Origin of the sequence: Marinomonas maritima, assembly GCF_024435075.2 — a bacterium.
GTDB lineage: Bacteria > Pseudomonadota > Gammaproteobacteria > Pseudomonadales > Marinomonadaceae > Marinomonas > Marinomonas maritima.
Genome location: NZ_JAMZEG020000001.1, coordinates 527456 through 550519, shown reverse-complemented (window position 1 = coordinate 550519; position 23064 = coordinate 527456). Strand labels below are relative to the sequence as shown.

Below are 23064 nucleotides of genomic sequence, written 5' to 3'. Positions count from 1 at the left end.
AAAGGGTAAAGTTATTTATGTTTGTCATTAAATTGATTTTGGCTGTTCTTGTTCTGTGTGGCGTTGCCATTTATGTCATTAATTTGAATTTAGTTGCTAAACCAACGTCGGTTGCGGGCATTGAGTCTGATCATTACCAAGATGACAAATATCATAACGCGGCGGCTCGTATTCCCATGTCTTTTTCTGAAACAGCGGCGCTATGGCTGCGCTTTTTCACCGAAAAAAAGATCAATACCACACCCAACATTGCCATTCCTGTTCAATCCATTAGCCGAGCGGATTTAAACGCACTGAGCAACGACACACTGCATATAGTAAAACTTGGTCATTCCTCTATTTTGCTAAAAGTGTATGGCGAATATTGGCTGATCGATCCGGTGTTTTCTGATCGCGCCTCGCCATTCAATTTCGCGGGACCAAAGCGTTTCCACCAGCCACCTATTACCCTAGAAGATTTACCACCGATCGATAAAGTACTGATTTCTCACAATCACTACGATCATCTGGATAAAGCCAGTGTCAAAATATTATTAAGCAAAACAAAACAGTTTTTTGTGCCAACGGGCGTAGATGGCGACCTTATTTCATGGGGCGTTGCAGCGGATAAAATCACTACGTTTGATTGGTGGCAGGAACAGGAAACAACCCAAGCGTTGGTTGCGTTCGTTCCAACTCAGCATTTTTCAGGCCGTGGAATGAGTGATGGCAACTCGACCTTGTGGGGGTCTTGGGTGATCAAAGCCCCCCAATACAGCGTCTATTTTAGTGGCGATTCAGGGTACTTTTCAGGCTTTAAAGACATTGGTGACAAGTACGGTCCCTTTGATCTGACGATGATAGAAACAGGTGCTTACGACAATGATTGGGCCGATATTCACATGACGCCAGAAGACAGTGTTCAAGCGCATATCGACCTAAAAGGAAAGACCATGATGCCGATTCATAACGGTACATTTGATCTTGCGTTCCACACTTGGTATGACCCATTTGATCGTGTGGTTGCAGAATCTGAACGCCGTGACGTGGTTTTGAGTACACCAGAGTTTGGTCAGATTTTTAGTATTACCGACCCAGCTATTACGCGCCATTGGTGGAAGACAGAATAAGCGATTTATACCCCTAACAAAGGAGGTTAATTAAAGACGTTTTAATGTTTAAAACGTCTTTGCTTTTATACCTCTGCCGCAAAGTGAACCTTTATCTCGGCTTCGGTCATGGCTGGCGTGTCATTCGAGAAGCAATAATACTCAGGCTTAAGATCAATAAAATACTGCATGCTCATTTCTAGGTGTTCCGTTTTTGGAAACAAGCCAACAGGAATATTGTAGACGCCGGCTTTTTTGAACCGACTGAATAAATGAGTTCCGCATTCCACGCAAAAAGCCCGTGTTGCCCAAGGCGAAGAGTCGTATTCTTTAATCAAGTCCTCGCCTTCAAAAGTCACATCCGCGCCGCAGTGCAACATAAACAAAGGCCCACCACCCCATTTTCGACAAGACCCACAATGGCAAACCGTAAATTTAGGGTCGATGTTCGTGGCATGAATGGTCACACCTTGGCATAAACAACTGGCTGTCGGACTGGTTAGCTGGCTCATGATTTTTCCCTTATTTTGTTAAGCTAAATTATAGAATCGCGATGTACACATCCACGCTATTGGCGCTGGTGTAACGTTCAAAATCCGTTGTAAACGCACGTTGATACTTAGGTAATCCTTGTAGTGACTCACCTGAAAAATAACGCCAAATTTCACCCCAAATATCGATCACTACTTGAGGCATTTCACCCGCGCCTGAAAATACTAAGTACTTACCTGCGCTAAGCGTTACAGTGCCTAAGCTGGCCTTGTTTGCTGTATTAGTCATTGTGAGCGCACTTTCTTCTGAGCCGAGTAATACCGAATAATCACCAGTATGATCCGATTCATAATCATGATATACGCCGAAAAGATGTGCACCATTCTCATAATTCACGGTGACTTGTTGCTGAAACGCACCGTGCAGAGCCCCAATTTTAGCTGTTTCCACCTTCATTTCAGCGGCATTATTCGTACGAACACTCAAACCTAAAATTTGTCTTTCATCGCACGTTACTTCTTTCATCTGTATTGATTGCATCTCTTTTATCCTTATTTGCTATAAACCGTTTTCGTTAATCGTAGAAGCTTTAATGGAAAAAGAGTGTATCGATATAAGTGACATTTTGTGTCATATTAAAAAAATGAACAGAGCAAACACCAAAAAACACCTTGATCGATTAGATCAACTCACCGCCATTTTGAAATCTGAAGGCGCGATGACCGTTCAACGTCTTTCCACTGAGTTAGGTGTTAGCACCCGAACCCTCTTTAGAGACATTGCGCTCTTACGTGAGCGTGGTTTGCCTATTGATGCAGACAAAGGCCGTGGTGGCGGTATACAACTTCACAGAAGTTGGGGGGTAGGACGTTTAACCCTAGAAAACCAAGAGGTGATTGATTTGTTGCTCAGCCTCGCCATTGCAGAGAGCATGAATTCACATTTTTTCATGACAAGCTTGTCGTCGATTAAACACAAGCTGATGGCGTCGTTCTCGGCTCAACAAAAAGACAAACTACGCACCTTACGACAACGCATTCATATCGGCGAATCGGCATCCCCTCACGTGTTAGCGTCGTACAATGACAACCTCAAGGAAAACAGCGCTCAAACACTAAGTGCTCAAACAACCGCGCCCCAAAAAATAGAAACACAAAGCCCGTTGTACTCTGCTTTTTTGTTTTCTAAAGCGGTGTCCATTGATTACAAAGACTTCCACAACGTGAGTACAACACGAGACATAGAGCCTCATTATTTGTACCTCAGTTATCCTGCTTGGTATATTTTAGCGTGGGATAAATTACGTAAAGACTTCCGTATATTTCGTTGTGATCGAATAGAAAACGCCATATTAACGGAACAGAGTTTTGACTTGAGACCATTGAGTGATTTCAATGTTGTACTGACAGAACGAAATGTGAGAACGCTTTAAGTGTCTTTTTCGGTTTAAATCGAGTTTTTAATGACGGTTACCGTCTACGCCGAAGCAGACGATAACTATCTTTGTCACCTGCCAGCTTTCGAAAAATAATGACAATATAACTGATAAAAACGAGTGACATGTATGGGTTTTTCACCTTTGTATTGGTGTAAGAAATAAAAGTGCCAGACTCTCCCCCGAACCTCAGGCAACACTCTAATCAGTCGCTCTTCCGTGAGATCCGTCTGTACTAAGAACTCTGGAAGTAATGCGATTCCCATATCATTCAAAACGGCCTCTCGTCCTGTGATAAGGGAGTTCACTTTCGCACAGTGTTTCACGACAACCAGCTGCCTATTCAGTCGCTGATTATCGAATAATTCTAATTTATCGCGGTGCCAAGCTGTCGCGATAAACTTGTGTTCAGATAACTGCTCGACCGTTTTAATATCACCATGCTGTTTACTATAACGAGGTGAAGCACAGAATATTTCTGATACCTCGCCTACCGGTAGCGCACGATAATGACAGTCTTTTATATCACCACCAAAAATAGCGGCGTCTAAATTATGCTCGATGAGATCTTGCCATTTCTCAGTCACAACCACTTCAGGGATCAGTTCTGGAAACTCTAAACTAAGCTGTTTTAATGCAGGAATCACAATGCCTGCTTCAAGGAATGGTGGTACAGATACTTTAAAGTCGCCACTGGGTTGTTCTTTAGCGCTATTCAGTTCCGTTAAGGTCATGCTGAGTTGTTCACTCAACAGTTCACTGCGTGCGAGTAACGCTTCCCCCACCGCGGTCAATACAACCCCTCGTGTATTACGTATCAATAACTGCTGTCCGGTGGATTCTTCTAAACGTTTTATTTGTTGGCTAATGGCTGATTTACTCATGCCTAATTTTTTAGCGGCCGCCGTAAAAGAACGCTTATTTGCCACTTCAACAAAAATCAACAAGAGAGGGGCCAACTTCACACTGTTCATATATTTAAACAACCCGTTAATTTTATGATTATTGTTTAATATTCAATACAACTTTAAGCTATGTCAACTCAATCAACCAAGGAAACAACAAAATGACAAGCTTAGTGATCGTTGATCTAACGCCTATTGATAAAACCAAACTCGCAGAATACAGCGCACTAGCGGCTGAAACACTCAAACCGTTTAATGGTCATTTTATTGCCAAAGGTGGAATAGAAGTATTACATGGCGACGCTGCTCATCCAGCTAAAGCGGTGATCCAGTTTCCAGACAAAGAAAGTGCTACGAATTGGTACAAGAGCGCAGCCTACCAAGCCATTATTCCGTTACGTGAACAAGGTATGAAAAGTCAGTTTCATCTTGTATAAGAATAACTTAGCACAAAAAAACTTGGCTTAAGAAGAGCTTACGACACGAGCGCCGAGTAAGGTGGTAAACCAACGTTAATTGAGTATTGTACGCTCAATTAACGTATGCTCATTACCTATCCAAGACATAAAACATTGATGTGATATCCACGATGAAAAAAGTAACGATCACTGAACTTCCATTACAAAGCGCCCTGAATGATCGAGTGAAGCCAACAGACTTCATAGATTGTTATTCTGTTGAATCCGATCTATCACCACGTCATGCCGCAGAGATCATCACTGACTTTCCAGCATGGGCACGTTTTCTAGTCAAAATAAGAAACCTAGTGACCACACCGTTTGGCCTTTCAAGCGATGGCCCGGCAGCAACAGATAAAGTAGGGTTGTTTCCCGTTGAGTCTGAAAGTCGTTATGAACTCATCGCTGGATTTAACGACAAGCATTTGGACTTTAGAGTATCGGTCATCTCTGAGAATGGTCGTATTTTTTTAGCAACGTGGGTACATACAAACAATATCGGTGGCCAAATTTACCTTAAGACCATTCTTCCCTTTCACATCCTAATTTCTCGTAATGCGTTAGCGCGTGTCCGCGCCATCAATAAAGATACATGTCGCTAGGACAACTTATTTACAAACTGTTATACACCTGCTTCATCACGTGCTGCGGACCGGAAGGGCCGCCGAGGTATAGTGCGTTAGTATCTTGAAAACCGCTTTTTAAATAGAGATTTTTGGCCATTTCGTTTTTACAGTTCACGGTTAAAAAAATATCGGTGTAATTTGGGTAAGTGATCGTTAGGTAATCTGGCAATAGCTGAAGTGTCTGCTTGGCGTAGCCGTTCCCTTGGTGTTGTTTGTCGATAAAGAATTTGCGTAAACCAAGGCTCTGCAGTGTGGCGACATCATTGGTTTGTACATAAACGGTATCGATCAAGAAAAAGCCAACCACTTGGTCATCAGCAAGAATCACATGAGGCCGAATTTGCGCGTTGATAATGGTCAGAATATCATCAATGGCACCCACGAATTGTTGCTGGTCTTCTTCTACGCCAAGTGCAATAACGTCACCCAAATGCAACGAGGTCATTTTTTCTATGGTTACCACGACGCCCCCTATCAAAATACAATCCACTTAAACTTCAACATTATCTATTAATAAAATAACTCCGCGCATTTTTCTACCCTTTCCTCTTAAAAGTGATCCGCATAGCCATTCTCAACGTTAGTTTAACTAGCCATGATTCAATAAATTAACACCAAAGGAAAACATGATGCGCAATGTTCGTTTGCCTATCGTCGCTTCTGTATGCTTGCTTGCAGGGCAGCTCGCTCATGCGAATATTGAAGTCACGTTTGTGGAAAGTGCGCCCAAAGATCAATTCATCCTACACAATACCAGCCAATGTACTTTGAAAAATTTAACCGTTCATCTCGATTTATCAAACAGCGTTGGTCACCTTATTTTTGATACCACGGCAACCGGTGCAGGCGTGGAGGTTTTCCAACCGTTCGAAGTTAAGAAAGGCAATTTGAAACTGATTTCTGCAAGCGACGTAAAAGACGGAGACTCGACACTTTCGTTAAGCATTGAAAACATCGCCGCAAACGATTCCGTCAGCTTCACCATTGATGTGGACGACACCCTGACACAAAGTGAACTCGGCAATATTCGCGTATCAGGCTCTGAAATCACCAACGCCTTAATAGAAATAACCACCGAAGGACAGCAAACATTTTCAGCCATGTTTGATAACAAAGGAAAAGCCTTAGTGTCACTTCCATCTTGTTAAATTCGCTGTCGGCAAAGGTGAGTTGGTGTGACATGCTTGAGACTCGAAGACTTAAAGCGCGATTGTTTCATGGCAGGAAATTATTCGCATGCTCTCTAGTAAAGCAAATATGGGAGGTTCAGAAAAACATCTTGCTTAATGAAAAAAAAACTATAGTGTCATAAATATACTTATCTTAGTTAGTTAGTTAGTTAGTTAGTTAGTTAGTTAGTTAGTTAGTTAGTTAGTTAGTTAGTTAGTTAGTTAGTTAGTTAGTTAGTTAGTTAGTTAGTTAGTTAGTTAGTTAATTAAAAAGAGGTTAATTAACGGATGCCTACTAAAAATACTCTACAAATTGCCATTCAAGAGGTTAGCCTTCTTACAGGTGACAACTATTTCATTCGTTTAGTAGAAAAGCTGGCTATCTTAGTGGAAGCTGATTATACCTTTATCTCACGGCTAGAAGTTCAAGATACATTATCGCAAACAATAGCAGCTTGGGGGAAAGGGCGAATAGTTGATAACTTCAATTATGAACTGTCCAACACGCCTTGTCAGGATCTAACCTCTGAAGGTGTCTGTTGCGTTCCTTCTGAAATAGTCGACCTCTACCCTCATGATAAAATGCTAATTGATATGCGTATTGAGTCATATTTAGGTGTGGCTCTATACGATGGTAAAGGAAAAGTTATTGGTTTGTTGGTGGCTTTGTTTGAGAATGAAATAAAGCCTCAACATATAGAAACCCTTAAAGATGTTTTTCTAGTTTTTTCCATGCGAGCAGCAGTTGAAATAGAACGTTACACGTATGAGCAGCAACTAAAAGAACGCATTCATCAGCTAGAATTAAAAAATAATGAACTAGTGATTGCACAAAAATTAATTTCACATCAAGCATCCCATGATCAGTTGACCAATTTACATAATCGTTATGAATTTAAAAAGAAATTAAATCAACAATTAGTTCATACTGATAATTTAAATAAGATCGGTGTATTATTTTTTCTTGATCTCGACAACTTTAAAACAATCAATGACACTATGGGGCATCTAGCTGGCGATTTATTGTTGAAAAAAATTGCTCAGCGTTTAAAAGCTCATTTACGAGATGATGATTTATTAGCCCGCTTAGGTGGAGATGAATTTTCGATTTATACAACTGTAAATGACCCAACAACTGCGGATAAATTAGCCAATAAAATACTCATGTTATTTGACCAACCATTTGAAATAGATAAAGGTAGAGAAATTCTAGCCAGCACCTCAATTGGTATCTGTTTATACCCTAAAGATACGCAAGACCTTGATGAATTATTAGCTTCTTCCGATCAAGCACTTTACAGTGCTAAAGCTTTAGGCCGCAGTAAATTTGCATATTTTACAAATGACTTACGAACTAAAGTGTTACGCGAACAGCAAGTACAGAAACGATTAAAGATTGCCATTGAAAATGAATTGTTAGACGTTCACCTTCAACCAATTTTGGATGTTAATACAGGTACGATTTGTCATCTTGAGGCTTTGGCACGCTGGAATGATTCTGAATTAGGTCAAGTATTTCCCGATGAATTTATTCCCGTTGCTGAGCAAAGTGGATTAATCGGAGCACTGGGGCTTCAAATTGCTAAGAAGGCAATTATTTATACTCAGCATTTAAGCTCAGTTCAAAACAAGCCTTTGAACGTATCAATCAATCGCTCTGCACTCGAATTTGAACTGCTGAATGGTAAGTTAGACCCACTACCTGAGTTGATTGCTGAGTTAGGCTTTGACCCCTGTCAGCTTTGTATTGAAGTGACTGAAAGCCTGCTACTTAAAAAACCCGAAATGGCTAAAATATCCCTTCAGAGATTGAAAGAACATGGAATTTCTTTATCAATAGATGATTTTGGAAAAGGCTATTCCTCTTTAAGTTATCTTAAACATTTCACCTTCAATAATCTCAAAATTGATCGTAGCTTTATTAGCGATATTAACAACAATAAAAGTGATTTTATTTTAGTTAAAACCATAATCGAAATGGCTCATAATTTTGGTATGAAAACGATTGTTGAAGGCGTAGAAACCAAAAAACAATTAGATGCAGTTCTCAGTTTAGGTTGTGACTATGTCCAAGGTTACCTATTAACGCCTGGATTAAGCTTTGAAAAAATTAGCGACTACTTAGAAAAATACAACCCAGACAAGTTTTTTGAGCTTCCCTAAGCTTCCTAGACATTAATGGACTCTAACAAATACTTTTCTTCAAACTTTGCAGGTAATACTCCCTGTATACGAATAACATTTTATTGGACTGTAGAACATCTCAATAAAATTAAACATCTCATCTTTCGTTTCTTCACGTGTCGAATAGACCTTTCGTTTTATCACTCGTCTCTTAAGTGTAGAGAAAAAAGCTTTCTGCAACGGCGCTATTATAACAACGCCCTCGTCAGTTCATAGAAAGCGAGTTAGTCAGGGCTCGCGCATTGACTAGCGTGATCACTGAGGGCTCATACTTCGCGTTTTAGTTCCAAGACAAAAAAATGCCGTTAAGATTTTCATCTTAACGGCATTTTACATTCGTTTTATGAACCGACTATTTTAGTCTTGGTTGATAAAGTAGTTGATCACGTAAGCTGGAAGATCCGCTGCTTTCACAACGATTTGTTCCATGGTGTCACGGTCACGAACGGTGACTGGTGCGCCTTCTTGTTCGATAGAATCGAAATCGACGGTGACACAGATTGGTGTTCCGACTTCGTCATGACGACGGTAGCCTTTACCTACGTTACCGGTGTTTTCATAAAGAATACGACCCAAGCCCAGTTTCTGAAGCTTGTTTTTTAGCTCTTTCGCAAGCGCTACGATTTCTGGCTTGTTCTTTTTAAGCGGCATAATAGCGACTTTGATCGGCGCTAGATGTGGCTTGAATTTAAGAACGGTACGAGTCGTGCCATTTGGAAGCTCTTCTTCTGTGTAGGCTTCTGTCATCACAGCAAGCAAACCACGGTCTAGACCGGCAGAAGGTTCGATACAGAAAGGAATCTCCCATTTGTTCGCTTCAAGGTCACGGATCGCCAATTTCGCAGTAGAGTGTTCGTTCTTTTTCACTTTTGCTGTGATCTCAAACTCGTCTTGCGCTTTGGTGTGTGAACCCAAGTCGTAATCCGTACGGTTCGCGACGCCTTCTAGTTCTTCAAAACCATGTGGAAACTTGTACAAGATATCCACAGTGGATTTTGAATAATGCGAAAGGTCATCGCCAGTTACGTATTCAAACTGAATGTTTTCTTCTGCTAGACCTTGGTCCAACCACCACTGTTTACGAGCGCCAACCCAGAATTCATGCCATTTTTCATCTTCGCCTGGCTTGCAGAAGAATTCCAATTCCATTTGTTCGAATTCACGAACACGGAAGATGAAGTTACGCGGCGTAATTTCGTTACGGAAAGATTTACCAATTTGCGCAATACCGAAAGGCAAGGTGCGAGAAGTAGAATCCACGACGTTTTTGAAGTTGGTAAAAATACCTTGTGCGGTTTCTGGACGTAGATACGTGTAAGAATCTTCGTTTACCATTGGGCCGACATTGGTTTTAAACATCAAGTTGAAGTCACGAGGCTCTGTCACATTGGTCGAACCACAGTTGTCACAGACTTTGATGTCTTTCATGTGGTCGGCACGTAGACGAGATTTACATTCGTGGCAATCGACCATTGGGTCTGTGAAGGTGTCTTCATGACCAGAGTATTTGTAAACGTGTTTGTTTTGGACAATCGCTGCGTCCAACCCTTCTACGTCATCACGTTCGTAAACCATCGAACGCCACCACGCGGCTTTTAGGTTGTTTTTTAATTCAATACCTAGCGGACCGTAATCGTAAGCACCTTGCATACCACCGTAGATTTCACTGCCTTGGAAAATAAATCCACGACGTTTACATAGGGAGACGAGTTCATCCATTGTTTTAGCTGGCATTTCTAAACACACCTTAAGCAGAATTCATTAATAAGCACACAAAAACCATTTGGCTTCATGTTCAAGCAATCGTTATAGCCGGACATTGTACTCTTTGCCCGTATTTCGCTCAATGGCGATTCATCGATCACCCTCTACAAAAAACTTTACACTTTTATGCCAATAAATAGGACAAAACAAGAACATCAATTGCTGTTTTAAAGTCGATTTTGTTAGATAATTCGTATTGTTTACATAATTTTAGTTATTAATCGTATTTACTTCATGATGACAGGTATCGGCATGCGTTCTTATAAGCCAGTAGTGTTTACATTAGCTACTTTGAGCATTCTTCCTCTTCTTTTTGCCACTTACCTAAGTTTGGCGCACGAGTCATTTCTGGGTAAATCGGGAATCACGCTCTTCGCGACCTATGGCGCCATTGTATTAAGCTTTTTAGGCGGGGCTATTTGGGGGAGAGTTATAGAACAGCCAGAATACAAAAATGGTAAAAAACTCCTTATCTCAGCGTATTTCACCATGTCCGCCGCTTGGGTTTCTTTACTGTTTATCACACCAGAATTGTCCGTCGCCTTTTTACTGCTTGGGTTGATTACGATATTTTGGGTTGAAGTGCGTTGGTTAAAACAACCAAATACAGATAAGTCCTACCACTTCTCATTGCACTTTGGTCTGACGTCACTTGCCTCTATTTTGCATTTACTGGTGTTGTACCCACATTACTAAATCAACAAAAAACTGATCTAAACGTTGATGAACTGCGTATCACTGTTCGACAATCGAATAAGAGTGATACACCATGTTAACGATTTTTTATGATGGCCATTGCCCACTTTGCGCAGCTGAAATGAAAACATTGCAGTCATTAGACACGCAAAAAAAGCTGCGCCTAGAAAATATTCACGACGAAAATTTCCAACACAACTACCCTTATATAGACCCTATCGAGGCCGATAGATTACTGCATGGTCAATTAGACAATGGTCAGATAATAAAGGGATTGGATGTCACTTGCTTGGCATGGAAACTGGTTGAAAAACACAAATGGATGCAGGTTTTGCGCTGGCCTTTTATTCGTTTTTTCGCAGACATTGGCTATCGTTTTTTTGCTCGCTATCGCCACCAAATTTCGTCTTTTGTCACCGGGAAACCACGTTGTGCGTCATGTCAAAAAGATCAATGTGATTTATAACGTATCACTTTAATGCTCTCTCGTACGTTTAGGGGTTTTAGTATGTCATCATTCTATGCGCTTATTATTGGCGCGAGCAGTACCATCGCCAAAGCCGCCATACGAAAATTCGAAGAGAACTCAAACTGTCTCGGCGTCTTTGCGGTCAGTCGATCTTTGTACGTTCCGACTGAAAGCACCAAAACCACTTACCTAGAGTGCGACAATACAGAGTCCGGTATTAGCGAAGTTTGCCAAATCCTTGCACCAGTAGCAGGAAGAATTACCAAAGTCTTAATCTGTAATGGCATATTGCACGATGAAAGCATAATGCCAGAAAGGAAATTAGAAGAGATTAGAGCGTCACAACTAGAAGCGGTATTTCATGCAAACAGTGTTGTGCCCATGTTGTGGTTAAGCCAGTTGTTGCCTATTTTACAGGGTGACAGAAAAACACAAGTTGCCTTGTTTAGCGCTCGAATTGGCAGCATTTCGGACAATAAAACAGGCGGTTGGTACAGTTACCGAGCCTCTAAAGCAGCGTTAAATATGTTGATCCAAACCAGCTCTGTGGAATACGCCAGAAGAGCGAAAAATGTCAAACTCATCTCATTTCACCCTGGCACCACAGACACACCCTTGTCTAAACCGTTTCAGCGCTCTGTCCCAAAAGATAAATTATTTAGCGCGGACTTCGTGGCAACGCAATTATTATCCATTATGGAAAACGTCAAAATGGATAATACAGCAGCTTACTTAGATTGGAATAATCAGCCGATTGAATGGTAATTCATCCCTTACTTTCGTTCCTTAGATCATATCCAAACTCAGAAATAAGCGTGGCTCTTCTGCACTGACCATAGGGGAGCGATGAACGATTCCGAAGCCTAAAGAAGTAGGCCATTCATTTCCTTTCATCAATGCCACATCGCCAGCCTTCAACTGATTGACTCGACCTTTTTCATGCAACCCACTGTTGTGGTCAGCGACATGACCACCATGACCCAAATGCGCTCTGACAACATGCGCTTCATGCAACCACTCACTGCCAACGCCCGCGTAAGTAGATACCAATCGACAAGGAATTTTATCCACATGAAAACGAGGACACATCGCATTGGATAATGCGGTTAAACGCAACCCAACGTGGTTAAGGTCGAACAAACACGCAAACATATCGACCAACAGAGCGATATCTTTTAGAAATGCTTCTTTGCCTGGAAAATCCGGCAAGACACGATGCAATAGAACTTCTATTTGCGCTGAGTCACCCTGTGATTTGAAAGCAAAATTAGGCGATGACGTTAAGAGTGAGTGAGCATAAGCCGACAACAGGCCCAGAGGCCTTTCCCAAACCGCCATATTGATATTATCTTGATAAATATCAGCCAACACCGCTTGATGAGACGATTTCGCCACACTCAATAAAAACGGCTTATTGAGTGTGGCTTCGGAATTGGCGTCCTGTGAATACGTGCCCGCAGGCACACGGGATAAACTAACACTCTCCTGCATCGATACGCTTCCTGTATGAATTGATACAAAACACAAGACATAATGCTATGTTATAACAAAACATAAATAAAGAGTTGATTTCACATCTCGTATCAGTCAACGAGAACAAGAAGACCCCATTCGTCACATAAGACATGCTAGATAAGAATAAACTGGGGCTAGGTATTAGGATGGCAATTGAATGGCTTTCTTACGGAAGAAGGGTTCTGAATGAATTCGAGCAAGCCATTGTCGGCTTCCCCGAAGTAGTAGAATATTAGACGGTGTCTAACGCGCTGAATTGCAGTTTGAATGTGATTGGATTTATCACTATTTACTTCAACAGCGGATCGTCTTTTGGCAGGTGTTTCTGAATCCACAACGCTAATTTGTGTTTCATACTTGGCAAATCTTCTTTGTCTGCTGGTAGGCCAACAATTAACTTATCGAGCACTAATAATCGATAAATAGACTCTGTTTTTTCATTCGCTGACATAGTGGCAGAAAAACCGTCATAGCCTCGTTTCAGCGCGTAATTTTCGCCAACTTGAATGGCTTTTTTACTCAGCGCGATTTCATTTTTAATCTTCTTCATGTTTTTCCTTAGCTATTGGCTTATCAAAACAGTAACCCACAGGATACGATTGTCGACACATCTGATAAAAATACGATGTCACCTTATTCTCTGACTTTATCAGCTTTTTAAGCCCATCCAAGTAATTCTATCGAATAAAGTCTAAAAACTACTTAATAAACACAATGTTACCGATCGTTAATGTATTAAAAAACCAAGGTAATACGACTAAAGGCTAAGTAATAAAATCAACAATTGTCGACAATCCAACTTGATAAAGTCGAAAAACACGGCTATAAATAGGGATATTGTCAACAATGAAGTGTTTTATTCTCCTATGACGAACCTTATTTCCATCAAGTCTGCCACCTTGTCAGAAGATATTGCCCAGCAGCTTACTAATGCCATCGTGCAAGGCCATATTCCTCAAGGCAGTAAAATATCAGAGCCGGAACTCGCCAAACAATACGGTGTTTCCCGTGGGCCATTAAGAGAAGCCATCGTCAAACTAGAAGGTCTTGGCTTGGTAACACGCACCGCTAATGTTGGGGCTCGGGTTATCCAGCTAAACATACAAGACATGCTGGACACTTTCACGATGCGTGAAGCCCTAGAAGGCATGGCAGCAAGACTCGCAGCCACTACCATGCTCGCCAACGAAGTCAGTCGCTTGTATGCCCTGCTCGACAAACATCAAGCCTATTTAGATGACAACCAAGACGAGCATTACGTGCAGCAAGGCGGCAATGACGATTTCCACTTGCGTATTATTCACGCTAGCGGTAACGCCAAACTCATTCGCCTTTTGACCGAAGAATTGTATGCCGTGATCCGCATGTATCGTCGACATACCGCCGATCAACGTAGTGATCCACGCCAAGCGTTGCGAGAACACAGAGCCATTTTAGATGCGATAGCCAATCACGAAGGTGATTTGGCCGAGTTGCTTATGCGCCGACATATCAGTCGCGCCAGCCAACTATTAAAGCAAGCGATGGAGCAAGCTGCCCTCGCTTCTCATTAAAAAATAAGAGAGGAAATGATGTCAAAACTTTCAGCTGGCGCCCGCTTTAGACAAGCCGTCGCAACACAATCCCCTTTACAGGTTGTTGGGGCCGTCAACGCCTATTGCGCCATGATGGCAGAGCAAACCGGACATCACGCGATTTATTTATCGGGGGGTGGTGTCGCCAACGCCTCTTATGGCTTACCGGATTTGGGTATGACCGATTTACACGATGTGCTGGAAGATGTACGCCGTATTACTTCTGCCTCAGCACTGCCATTATTGGTCGATATCGATACTGGGTTTGGTGGCGCATTTAACATCACCAGAACCATTCAGCAAATGGAAAAAGCCGGTGCGGCGGCGATTCATATCGAAGACCAAGTACAACAAAAACGCTGTGGCCATCGTCCAAATAAAGCCATAGTCAGCCAAGATGAAATGGTTGATCGTGTTAAAGCTTGTGTCGATGCACGTGTTGACGACAATTTTGTCATCATGGCGCGTACCGATGCATTAGCCGTTGAAGGTATGGAGTCTGCCATCGAACGCGCCATTGCTTGTGTTGAAGCCGGTGCAGACATGATTTTTCCGGAAGCCATGATTACCTTGGAACAATACAAAGAGTTTGTCGCTGCCGTAAAAGTCCCCGTATTGGCGAATATTACCGAATTTGGCGCCACGCCATTGTTCAGCAAAGAAGAGTTAGCCGGCGCGGGCGTAGATTTAGTGCTTTACCCTTTGAGCGCCTTTCGTGCCATGAACAAAGCCGCACTCAACGTCTATCAACATTTATTAAACGACGGTCATCAGCGTGACGTTGTCGACACAATGCAAACTCGTAATGAGCTTTATGAGTTCCTGAATTATCACGAATACGAAAACAAACTGGACGCGCTCTTCTCAAAAAAATAAGAGCGAAACATGAAAAAGTCATCATAGAAATTAGCTAACCTTTCCATTAAGAATAAAAAAGGAGATATACAATGGCTAAAATACTTTCTGGCGCCGGTCTACGAGGCCAAAGCGCAGGAGAAACCGCTCTGTGTACCGTGGGTAAAGCCGCTGCAGGGTTAACCTATCGTGGTTACGATATTGATGTACTCGCCGACAAAGCCAGCTTTGAAGAAGTCGCGTACCTGTTGTTGTATGGTGCCTTACCGAACCGAACTCAGCTACACGACTACGAACACAAACTGATGAGTTTGCGCAGTCTGCCAGAAGAACTAAAAGCCGTTTTGGAACTTATTCCAAAAAACGCTCATCCGATGGATGTAATGCGTACTGGCTGTTCTTTTTTAGGCAACCTTGAGCCTGAGCTGCCTTTCGACAAACAACCCTCATTAGGATTACACGCGGCCGATCGATTGATCGCCACGTTGCCTGCCATGGTCGTGTATTGGTATCGTTTTACTCACGATGGGGTTCGTATTAACACTCATAATGCGCACGTGCCGTCTTTGGCCGGGCATTTCTTAACCATGCTGCATGACGTAGAACCAAGTGAGCTGCACACAAAAGTAATGAACGCGTCGTTGATCTTGTATGCAGAACATGAATTCAACGCATCGACCTTTACCGCTCGTGTCTGCGCGTCTACGTTATCCGACATGCACTCTTGCATTACCGGAGGCATAGGGAGCTTACGCGGGCCATTACACGGCGGCGCAAATGAAGCGGCCATGGACATGATCGAACCATGGCAATCCGCCGACGAAGCCGAAGCAGCATTACTACAAAAGCTCGCCAATAAAGAAAAAATCATGGGCTTTGGTCACGCCATTTACAGTGAACGCGACCCGCGTAATGACATCATCAAAAAATGGTCTAAAAAACTCAGTGACGCTGTGGGCGATGATCATTTGTACGCCGTATCCGAACGCTGTGAAGCGGTGATGTGGCGCGAAAAAAAACTTTTCTGTAACGCCGATTTCTTCCACGCCAGCGCGTATCGCTTTATGGGCATTCCAACCAAACTGTTCACGCCTATTTTTGTGTGTTCACGAGTCACTGGCTGGGCCGCCCATGTCATGGAGCAGCGCGCCAACAATCGTATTATTCGACCTAGCGCTGACTACATCGGCCCCGATCATTCTGAATGGGTAGACATCGACCAACGCCATTAATTAGCCCTAATCGCATTCAACATTATTAAGACACAACACACCGTTTTCAAAGGATAAAAAATGAGCAACAACGTAGAGTTAAATAACCGCCCTGATTACGATCAAGTCATTCAGGACATTGCTGACTATGTCATTGATTTTAAAGTCGAAAGCCAAGAAGCACTCGACACGGCACGTAACTGTTTAATGGACACACTGGGTTGTGGGCTGCTGGCTTTACGCTTCCCAGAATGTACTAAGCACTTAGGACCCATCGTACAAGGTACTGTGGTTCCAAATGGCGCGCGCGTGCCAGGCACGTCGCTGTCGCTCGACCCAGTCAAAGCCGCGTGGGACATCGGTTGTATCATCCGTTGGCTTGATTACAACGACACTTGGTTAGCGGCAGAGTGGGGACATCCTTCTGATAACTTAGGCGGTATTTTGGCTGTGGCCGATCATTTGTCTCAAGTTCGATTGTCCAATGGTGAAGCGCCGTTAACAATGCGAGAAGTATTAGAAGCCATGGTAATGGCACACGAGATTCAAGGCGTCATCGCGTTAGAAAACTCTTTTAATCGCGTGGGTTTATGCCACGTATTATTGGTACGAGTCGCGTCTGTCTCCGTGGTGACCAAGATGATGGGCGGCGACCGTGAGCAAATCATGGCGGCGATCTCTCAAGCGTGGGTAGATGGTTCTGCGTTACGCGCTTATCGTCATGCACCAAACGCTGGCTCACGTAAATCGTGGGCAGCGGGCGATGCAACATCACGAGCCGTGCGTTTAGCGGATATGTCGATGCGTGGTGAAATGGGCATTCCTAGCGTACTAACTGCGCCGCAGTGGGGATTTTATGATGTGTCTTTTGCGAAGACCAACAAAGATCAAGCCATCAAACCAGACGCGCAACGTCAATTTTCATTCTCTCAGGACTATGGCACCTACGTAATGGAAAATATCTTGTTTAAGATTTCTTTCCCGGCGGAGTTCCATGCTCAAACCGCGGCTGAAGCCGCGGTAACTTTGCATGCCCAAGTCAAAGATCGTTTGGCCGATATCGATAAAATCGTGATTCGTACTCACGAATCTGCGATTCGCATTATCTCTAAATCCGGTCCATTGGCCAACGCCGCAGACCGCGACCATTGCTTACAATACATGACGGCCGTGCCATTAGCCTTTGGCAACTTAATTGCCGAGCATTACGAAGACGACTTCCATGCAGACCACCCGATCATCGATGAGTTGCGTAACAAGATGGAAATCGTCGAAGACAAGCGCTTTACTGCTGAATATTTAGAAGCGGACAAACGCTCTATCGCCAATGCGATTCAAGTCTTCTTTAAAGACGGCAGCAGCACCGAAGAAGTCGTGGTCGAATACCCTGTAGGGCATCGCCGCCGCCGCGAAGAAGGCATTCCTTTGTTGGAACAGAAGTTTAAAAACAACTTGGCAACACGCTTCCCGAATCGTCAATGCCAAACCATCTTCACGCTTTGTAAAGATCAAACCACGCTTGAAAATACGCCTGTAAATCGCTTTATGGATTTATTCGTTACCGCGTAAGCGTATTTTATGATCAGACACGTTTAGCATCATTCAAAGCACTCATTAAAATGGGTGCTTTTTTTTGATCAAAATAGACAAGCAACACGCATTGCGTTGGCGCTGCCTCGTGGTCACAGTATGATAGTGCGATCACAAGGAGATTCTATGCATTTATCTGACAACCATCGCCATTGTTTTTTATTAACAGGCTCGATTAACGAGGTTTTGTCGGATTTTTTACACTTGTGTGAACATCTTTCCACACCGCTGATTTGTGCCCACGATGTGACTGAATACAATCAGCTGAACACATCAGTATTGGACAGTTCATCATTTGAAATACCTTCATTCCGCACTTGCTCCTTTAAACAAGTCCGGCAAGAACTTGGCAGCACGCATGAAGCGATCTTGGTGGATCTCACCCATGGTGTCTCTGCCAGTGCACTGGCGATTTTAGCGGGAACCGTGCGAGGCAACGGCGTATTCGCGATTGCTTTACCGGATGGCGATTGGCTCAATATAGTTGACCAAGATCTGCCTCGCTATTTGCCTTGGCCTTATGAAAGCGAACAGATTAATTCAAGTTTTAAACGTTTTTTGCTGAATCGCTTATACAGCAACACGTCCCCTTTTAAAGTCATTCAATCCAATCAAGTCCAAACTACGCCACTACACGCTTTGCCAACGCTGGATTCGGTCGAAGACAATGCACCATTAACCAAAGAGCAAACCAAAGCACAATCTTGTTTGTTTGATGAAGCCGCCAAGTCTTATGTGCTTATCGCTCCTCGCGGACGGGGGAAATCCACCTTATTGGGCGACAGTCTGGCTAAAATGCTGCAAGCAAATAAGAAGGTTGCCTTGACGGCGCCTAATCAAGCCGCGATTCAAACCTTAAAAGCTCGATTCGAGCATGTGTTAAAAGAAGCCCATCTAGACGCCCCGCTACCGTTCTACGCTCCCGACGCCTTGCTCGCGAATGACACTAGGTGGGACATACTATTTGTTGACGAAGCGTCGATGATTCCTGTGCCTTTACTAATGGCTCTCAATCAAAAAGCAGAGCATTGTCTTTTTAGTACTACAGATTATGGCTACGAAGGTGCAGGCAAAGGCTTTGGCATTCGTTTTTGCCACTATTTACAAGCACAATCCACGATAGAAAAATTACCACTCCAGCCACTCACGTTAACCCTGCCCATTCGATGGGGGGGAAATGACCCACTGGAAAACTGGATCAACGATTGCTTCTTTTTAGCGCCGAATCAAAATGAAGAAATACCGTTTATTCATGCCGAATCGGCCTCGCTTTCTCAGGTTTACAAAGCCGTCGTGGGGGAAGCGTGGCTAACTCAGCCAGAGTTATTGGCTCGCACCTTTCAATTACTAGTAAGCGCACACTATCAAACATCGCCTGATAATTTACGCTGGATATTAGACGACCCTTCTGTTTCAGCCTATCTTTCATTACAAGGCTCGGCGGTCAATAGCGTGGCAATTATTACCGAAGAAGGTCAATTGCCAGACGAGCTTAGCCTAGCCGTTCTACAAGGAACACGTCGTCCTCGTGGCCATTTGGTGCCGCAATCTTTATTAGCGCATGAAGGAATAGAAGACGCCGGACGCTACCGTTACTGGCGTATCAGCCGTATCGCTACCCAACAAAGCGAACAAAACAAAGGCCTAGCGAGTCGATTACTTACCCATATAAAAACGGTTGCCCATTCTCGTTGCGATTTTTTGTGTACAAGCTTTGCGGCAACGCCAGATGTCGTCTCTTTTTGGTTAAAGAATGGTTATTTTCCGGTTCGCTTGGGTACTGCCAAAGACCAAGCCAGCGGCTGCTACTCGTTGATGATGGTAAAACCGTTAAATGAAAGCGCACAGGAAAAAGCATCGATCTGGCATCAAGCGTATTTGGCCAATCTTGCTATCAACTTACCGAGGGATTATCCAGATATAGACGCGAATTTAGCAAACAAACTCAGTGAGGGGGTCCTGAACACAGAACCGTCAGCAACCATTCTTAGCGAAAAAGACCAAAAAGACCTCGCTCTGTTTGTGAACTACCACAGGCCGTACCTCACTATTCGAGCGCAACTCACTCGTCTCGTAAAGCACGCGATAACTCATAAGCAACTGACAACGACCCACAAAGATTATTCACTGCTAAACACCGCGATAACACAATCGGCAAGCGAGATAGATTTTACCTCTTTTGGGTTAAAGACAAAGAAACAAGTAGAGAAACATTTGAAGTTGGTTGTGGAAGAGCTGTTGCGATCAAGAGCTTGAAGTCTTGATTTAAAAAAAAGGGAGACCGTAAAGTCTCCCTTTTTATGCTGTTTGTTTGGTCGCTTGTTATGCTCTTTTAGAGGCTCTCAACATCCAAGCTGTCTTCTCGTGTATGCGCATACGGTCAGACACCAATGAGGCAGTGGACTCATCGTCAGCACCTTGTGCTATTTTTAATACCTGACGAGCCGTTTTAATGACCTGCTCGTGCCCTTTGGTAAGTAATTCAACCATCTCAGATGAACTTGGAACACCGTCTACTTCTTTAATGGAGCTGAGTTTTGAAAATTCTTTATAGGTTCCAGGGGCTGGAACATCAAGTGTTCGAATACGTTCAGCGATATCGTCAACCGCCGTGGCCAGTTCCATATAGTGCTCTTCAAACATTAAATGTAATTCACGGAATTGTAATCCGGTAACATTCCAGTGAAAGTTATGCGTTTGTAAATACAGCGTGTAAGAGTCCGCTAATAGGCGCTTTAAGCCATCAGAAATTTCTGTTCTGCTTTTTTTGTTTATGCCAATATCTATATCAGTCATGCTCTTTCTCCATGCTTAGAATTGTAATTAACCATACAATTTATATAGGGGTTATGCTCGTTAACACAACCCCTCAAACCGTCAAATATTATTCTCCTTCGTACTAGTGAAAAAATGAGAGTTTTTTAAAACCTTGAATGAGTGGAAAGCCACCCATCGAAAAAACGAATGTGTGTGTAATCTCACCCATTGTGCTTTTCAATACAAATAAAAATATATAAAACCCATCTTTAAAAATTCTATTTTTATTTAAAATCAGTAACTTAGAGAAAAACTTAAAGAGTTGGCATAAATTGTGTAAAGAGTATGACTCAAGCATCACTTGTTTTGCTCTGCCTATTGCAAAATACCAGGCTAAAAAAACAGGTACACAATAATAATTCAGTTTTTGGAGTTTCATAAAAATGAAAAAAATCAGCCTTGCTCTAACCTCTTTAGCACTCGCTCTTTCTGCCGGTACAGCCGTTGCAAACTGTGATTCAGGTGAACGTGTTGTCAAATTCAGCCACGTTACCGGTGGTACAACTCACCCTAAAGTCGTTGCAGCAAATAACTTTGCAGACCGTGTAAATAAAGAAATGAATGGCAAATTGTGTGTTGAAGTTTTCCCTAACTCCACATTATTTGGTGACTCTAAAGAACTTGAAGCCCTACTTTTAGGTGACGTTCAACTATTGGCTCCATCACTGTCTAAATTCGGTTCTTATACTGACAAATACGGTGTGTTTGACCTACCTTTCATCTTTAAAGACATGGACCATGCCATTCGCTTTACTAAGACCAAAGAAGGCAAAGGTCTATTGACTGCAATGGACGAATACGCAGGTTTTGTTGGTTTAGGTTACTGGATGTCAGGCATGAAATATTTTTCTGCCAACAAACCACTTATGGTACCTAGCGATGCAAAAGGATTGAAATTCCGCGTACAAACTTCTGACGTTGCAAAACAAATGATTGCCGCAATGGGTGCATCTCCGCAAGCAATGGCATTCTCTGAAGTATACGGCGCATTGCAAACAGGCGTTGTAGACGGACAAGAAAACACTTGGTCAAATATCTACACGAAAAAATTCTACGAAGTTCAAGACAGCACAACGGAAACAAACCACCAGTTGTTGGCTTACTTGTTCATGACATCGTCTGAATTCTTGAAAAGCCTTTCTACAGAAGACCGTGCTCAGTTCATGCAGATTGCGGATGACGTAACTCAAGAAGCAAACTTGAATGTAAAAGCAGCGGAAGCAGCGAACCGTGCCAACATTCTGAAGGCCGGTGGCAAGATCAATACGCTTACACCAGCTCAGCGCCAAGAATGGGTGGATACAATGAAACCTGTTTGGAGTCAGTTCGAAAGCTACATTGGTAAAGATCTAATCAAAGCCGCAGCCGGCGCTTAATTAAATCTCTACCCAGCAGTAAGCTGACCCTTTTGGGTCAGCTTTTGCGATTCTCCCCACTTGCTTTAAAACAATACTTTACCTATTGATTAGTTAAGCCAGTTTACAGACTCCGCAGCACTGCTTTTTATTTGTTCAGGTCCACTTGTTTAGGAGACCCCCATGGCACATTGGCCGCATCTTTATTTACTTATCTTTATTCTAATCCTTTGGGCTTTAGAAAAGCGCTTCCCAAAAGTCATGGAGCGGGCAGAAGAGAATCTACTGATCATCGTGATTTCTTCTATTATGGCAGTATCGTTTGGGCAAGTAATTGCTCGTTACGGCTTTAACACTGGCTGGGATGCTGCGCTTGAATTTAACACCGTTGCCTTTTCTTGGTTAATCCTTCTAGGCATGAGTTATGGCATCAAAACGGGCCTTCATCTTGGTGTTGATATTGTCTTAAATGCCGTACCAAAACGCATTTCCAAAGCACTGTCTTTGTTTGGTGCCGCAGCTGCTATGCTGTATGGCTTGATCCTGCTAGATTCCACTTGGCTGGCTATGCTTGGTGTCGATGTCAGCGGCGGTGCTATCGAATATTGGTTAAAAATGTTCAAAATTGGCATAGGTTCTGACGAACTTCGTTACCCTGAATTTGTACAAGAAATGTTTGGTTTGCGCCCTCGCGTACATCGTTGGATCGTTCTTGTTATTTTACCAATCAGTTTGGCTTTACTTTCTTATCGTTCTTTGCAAGCTTTTATCGATATTGCACGCGGCAAACGCGACATGTTGATCAGTGGCCATGAAGCACAAGAACTTGTCGAAGAAAACAAAAACGTCTTGAAAGACTAG

The 23064-nt window shown here is 42.9% G+C and carries 24 protein-coding genes; 16 read left to right on the top strand and 8 right to left on the bottom strand.

The features are described 5' to 3' along the window. Positions 1 to 17 precede the first annotated feature (17 nt). The gene (locus M3I01_RS02775) at positions 18 to 1109 is read left to right on the top strand and encodes an MBL fold metallo-hydrolase (RefSeq protein WP_275564905.1); all 1092 of its coding nucleotides are present in this window, start codon (positions 18 to 20) and stop codon (positions 1107 to 1109) included. Positions 1110 to 1174: 65 nt separating this feature from the next. Here M3I01_RS02775 and M3I01_RS02770 read toward each other — a convergent pair whose 3' ends face one another. Beyond that, entirely contained in the window at positions 1175 to 1600 is a 426-nt protein-coding gene (locus M3I01_RS02770; protein ID WP_255894053.1) for a GFA family protein, read from the bottom strand. A 28-nt stretch (positions 1601 to 1628) separates the two neighbouring features. Continuing rightward, positions 1629 to 2120: a GyrI-like domain-containing protein gene (locus tag M3I01_RS02765; protein ID WP_255894051.1), complete on the bottom strand. Its 492-nt coding sequence runs from the start codon at positions 2118 to 2120 to the stop codon at positions 1629 to 1631. Positions 2121 to 2172: 52 nt separating this feature from the next. Between M3I01_RS02765 and M3I01_RS02760 the strand changes: the two genes are divergently transcribed. Further along, positions 2173 to 3012, top strand: a complete 840-nt coding sequence (locus M3I01_RS02760; RefSeq protein ID WP_275564904.1) for a helix-turn-helix transcriptional regulator — start codon at positions 2173 to 2175, stop codon at positions 3010 to 3012. Between the two features lie 74 nt (positions 3013 to 3086). Here the strand turns inward: M3I01_RS02760 and M3I01_RS02755 are convergent, their stop codons facing one another. Continuing rightward, positions 3087 to 3962, bottom strand: a complete 876-nt coding sequence (locus M3I01_RS02755; protein WP_317133894.1) for a LysR family transcriptional regulator — start codon at positions 3960 to 3962, stop codon at positions 3087 to 3089. A gap of 119 nt (positions 3963 to 4081) precedes the next feature. Between M3I01_RS02755 and M3I01_RS02750 the strand changes: the two genes are divergently transcribed. Then, the gene (locus M3I01_RS02750; RefSeq protein WP_255894046.1) at positions 4082 to 4357 is read left to right on the top strand and encodes a DUF1330 domain-containing protein; all 276 of its coding nucleotides are present in this window, start codon (positions 4082 to 4084) and stop codon (positions 4355 to 4357) included. Between the two features lie 152 nt (positions 4358 to 4509). After that, positions 4510 to 4980: a DUF2867 domain-containing protein gene (locus tag M3I01_RS02745; RefSeq protein ID WP_255894045.1), complete on the top strand. Its 471-nt coding sequence runs from the start codon at positions 4510 to 4512 to the stop codon at positions 4978 to 4980. A gap of 10 nt (positions 4981 to 4990) precedes the next feature. Here the strand turns inward: M3I01_RS02745 and M3I01_RS02740 are convergent, their stop codons facing one another. Continuing rightward, complete coding sequence (locus tag M3I01_RS02740; protein WP_255894044.1) at positions 4991 to 5467, bottom strand: GNAT family N-acetyltransferase; 477 nt, start codon at positions 5465 to 5467, stop codon at positions 4991 to 4993. A gap of 163 nt (positions 5468 to 5630) precedes the next feature. Here M3I01_RS02740 and M3I01_RS02735 point away from each other — a divergent pair, with 163 nt between their 5' ends. Together M3I01_RS02735 and M3I01_RS02730 are read left to right on the top strand one after the other, a co-directional pair. Then, positions 5631 to 6152, top strand: coding sequence for a hypothetical protein (locus M3I01_RS02735; RefSeq protein WP_275564903.1), 522 nt, complete (start codon positions 5631 to 5633; stop codon positions 6150 to 6152). Positions 6153 to 6461: 309 nt separating this feature from the next. Beyond that, on the top strand, positions 6462 to 8336 hold the full coding sequence (locus M3I01_RS02730) for a putative bifunctional diguanylate cyclase/phosphodiesterase (RefSeq protein WP_255894042.1): 1875 nt from the start codon (positions 6462 to 6464) through the stop codon (positions 8334 to 8336). A 378-nt stretch (positions 8337 to 8714) separates the two neighbouring features. On the opposite strand, the gene M3I01_RS02725 is transcribed toward M3I01_RS02730, so the two are convergent. Next, positions 8715 to 10091, bottom strand: coding sequence for a glycine--tRNA ligase (locus M3I01_RS02725; RefSeq protein ID WP_255894041.1), 1377 nt, complete (start codon positions 10089 to 10091; stop codon positions 8715 to 8717). 264 nt (positions 10092 to 10355) lie between these two features. On the opposite strand from M3I01_RS02725, the gene M3I01_RS02720 reads away from it, so the two are divergent. The 3 genes from M3I01_RS02720 to M3I01_RS02710 all read left to right on the top strand — a co-directional run bounded on the left by M3I01_RS02720 (position 10356) and on the right by M3I01_RS02710 (position 12051). Then, positions 10356 to 10817, top strand: a complete 462-nt coding sequence (locus M3I01_RS02720) for a DUF3429 domain-containing protein (protein WP_112136730.1) — start codon at positions 10356 to 10358, stop codon at positions 10815 to 10817. A 73-nt stretch (positions 10818 to 10890) separates the two neighbouring features. After that, complete coding sequence (locus M3I01_RS02715) at positions 10891 to 11283, top strand: thiol-disulfide oxidoreductase DCC family protein (RefSeq protein ID WP_255894040.1); 393 nt, start codon at positions 10891 to 10893, stop codon at positions 11281 to 11283. Positions 11284 to 11325: 42 nt separating this feature from the next. Continuing rightward, positions 11326 to 12051: an SDR family NAD(P)-dependent oxidoreductase gene (locus M3I01_RS02710; protein ID WP_255894039.1), complete on the top strand. Its 726-nt coding sequence runs from the start codon at positions 11326 to 11328 to the stop codon at positions 12049 to 12051. Positions 12052 to 12072: 21 nt separating this feature from the next. On the opposite strand, the gene M3I01_RS02705 is transcribed toward M3I01_RS02710, so the two are convergent. Beyond that, complete coding sequence (locus tag M3I01_RS02705; RefSeq protein ID WP_255894038.1) at positions 12073 to 12777, bottom strand: DUF1826 domain-containing protein; 705 nt, start codon at positions 12775 to 12777, stop codon at positions 12073 to 12075. A gap of 313 nt (positions 12778 to 13090) precedes the next feature. Then, positions 13091 to 13351, bottom strand: coding sequence for a DUF5062 family protein (locus tag M3I01_RS02700; RefSeq protein ID WP_255894036.1), 261 nt, complete (start codon positions 13349 to 13351; stop codon positions 13091 to 13093). A 316-nt stretch (positions 13352 to 13667) separates the two neighbouring features. Here M3I01_RS02700 and M3I01_RS02695 point away from each other — a divergent pair, with 316 nt between their 5' ends. The 5 genes from M3I01_RS02695 to M3I01_RS02675 all read left to right on the top strand — a co-directional run bounded on the left by M3I01_RS02695 (position 13668) and on the right by M3I01_RS02675 (position 20287). Further along, positions 13668 to 14354 carry a GntR family transcriptional regulator gene (locus tag M3I01_RS02695; RefSeq protein WP_255894035.1) on the top strand — a complete coding sequence of 229 codons (687 nt, stop codon included), beginning with the start codon at positions 13668 to 13670 and terminating at the stop codon, positions 14352 to 14354. Between the two features lie 18 nt (positions 14355 to 14372). Further along, the gene (gene prpB / locus M3I01_RS02690; RefSeq protein WP_255894785.1) at positions 14373 to 15251 is read left to right on the top strand and encodes a methylisocitrate lyase; all 879 of its coding nucleotides are present in this window, start codon (positions 14373 to 14375) and stop codon (positions 15249 to 15251) included. 71 nt (positions 15252 to 15322) lie between these two features. Beyond that, the gene (prpC, locus tag M3I01_RS02685) at positions 15323 to 16462 is read left to right on the top strand and encodes a bifunctional 2-methylcitrate synthase/citrate synthase (RefSeq protein WP_275564902.1); all 1140 of its coding nucleotides are present in this window, start codon (positions 15323 to 15325) and stop codon (positions 16460 to 16462) included. Positions 16463 to 16522: 60 nt separating this feature from the next. Next, a complete protein-coding gene (prpD, locus tag M3I01_RS02680) occupies positions 16523 to 18010 on the top strand; it encodes a 2-methylcitrate dehydratase (protein WP_275564901.1) in 1488 nt (495 codons plus the stop codon). A gap of 147 nt (positions 18011 to 18157) precedes the next feature. Continuing rightward, positions 18158 to 20287, top strand: coding sequence for a tRNA(Met) cytidine acetyltransferase TmcA (locus M3I01_RS02675; protein ID WP_275564900.1), 2130 nt, complete (start codon positions 18158 to 18160; stop codon positions 20285 to 20287). A 66-nt stretch (positions 20288 to 20353) separates the two neighbouring features. On the opposite strand, the gene M3I01_RS02670 is transcribed toward M3I01_RS02675, so the two are convergent. After that, positions 20354 to 20827: a Dps family protein gene (locus tag M3I01_RS02670; protein ID WP_255894030.1), complete on the bottom strand. Its 474-nt coding sequence runs from the start codon at positions 20825 to 20827 to the stop codon at positions 20354 to 20356. Between the two features lie 404 nt (positions 20828 to 21231). Here M3I01_RS02670 and M3I01_RS02665 point away from each other — a divergent pair, with 404 nt between their 5' ends. Both M3I01_RS02665 and M3I01_RS02660 read left to right on the top strand, forming a co-directional pair. Next, positions 21232 to 22224: a TRAP transporter substrate-binding protein gene (locus M3I01_RS02665; protein ID WP_255894029.1), complete on the top strand. Its 993-nt coding sequence runs from the start codon at positions 21232 to 21234 to the stop codon at positions 22222 to 22224. A gap of 162 nt (positions 22225 to 22386) precedes the next feature. Beyond that, entirely contained in the window at positions 22387 to 23064 is a 678-nt protein-coding gene (locus M3I01_RS02660; RefSeq protein ID WP_255894028.1) for a TRAP transporter small permease, read from the top strand.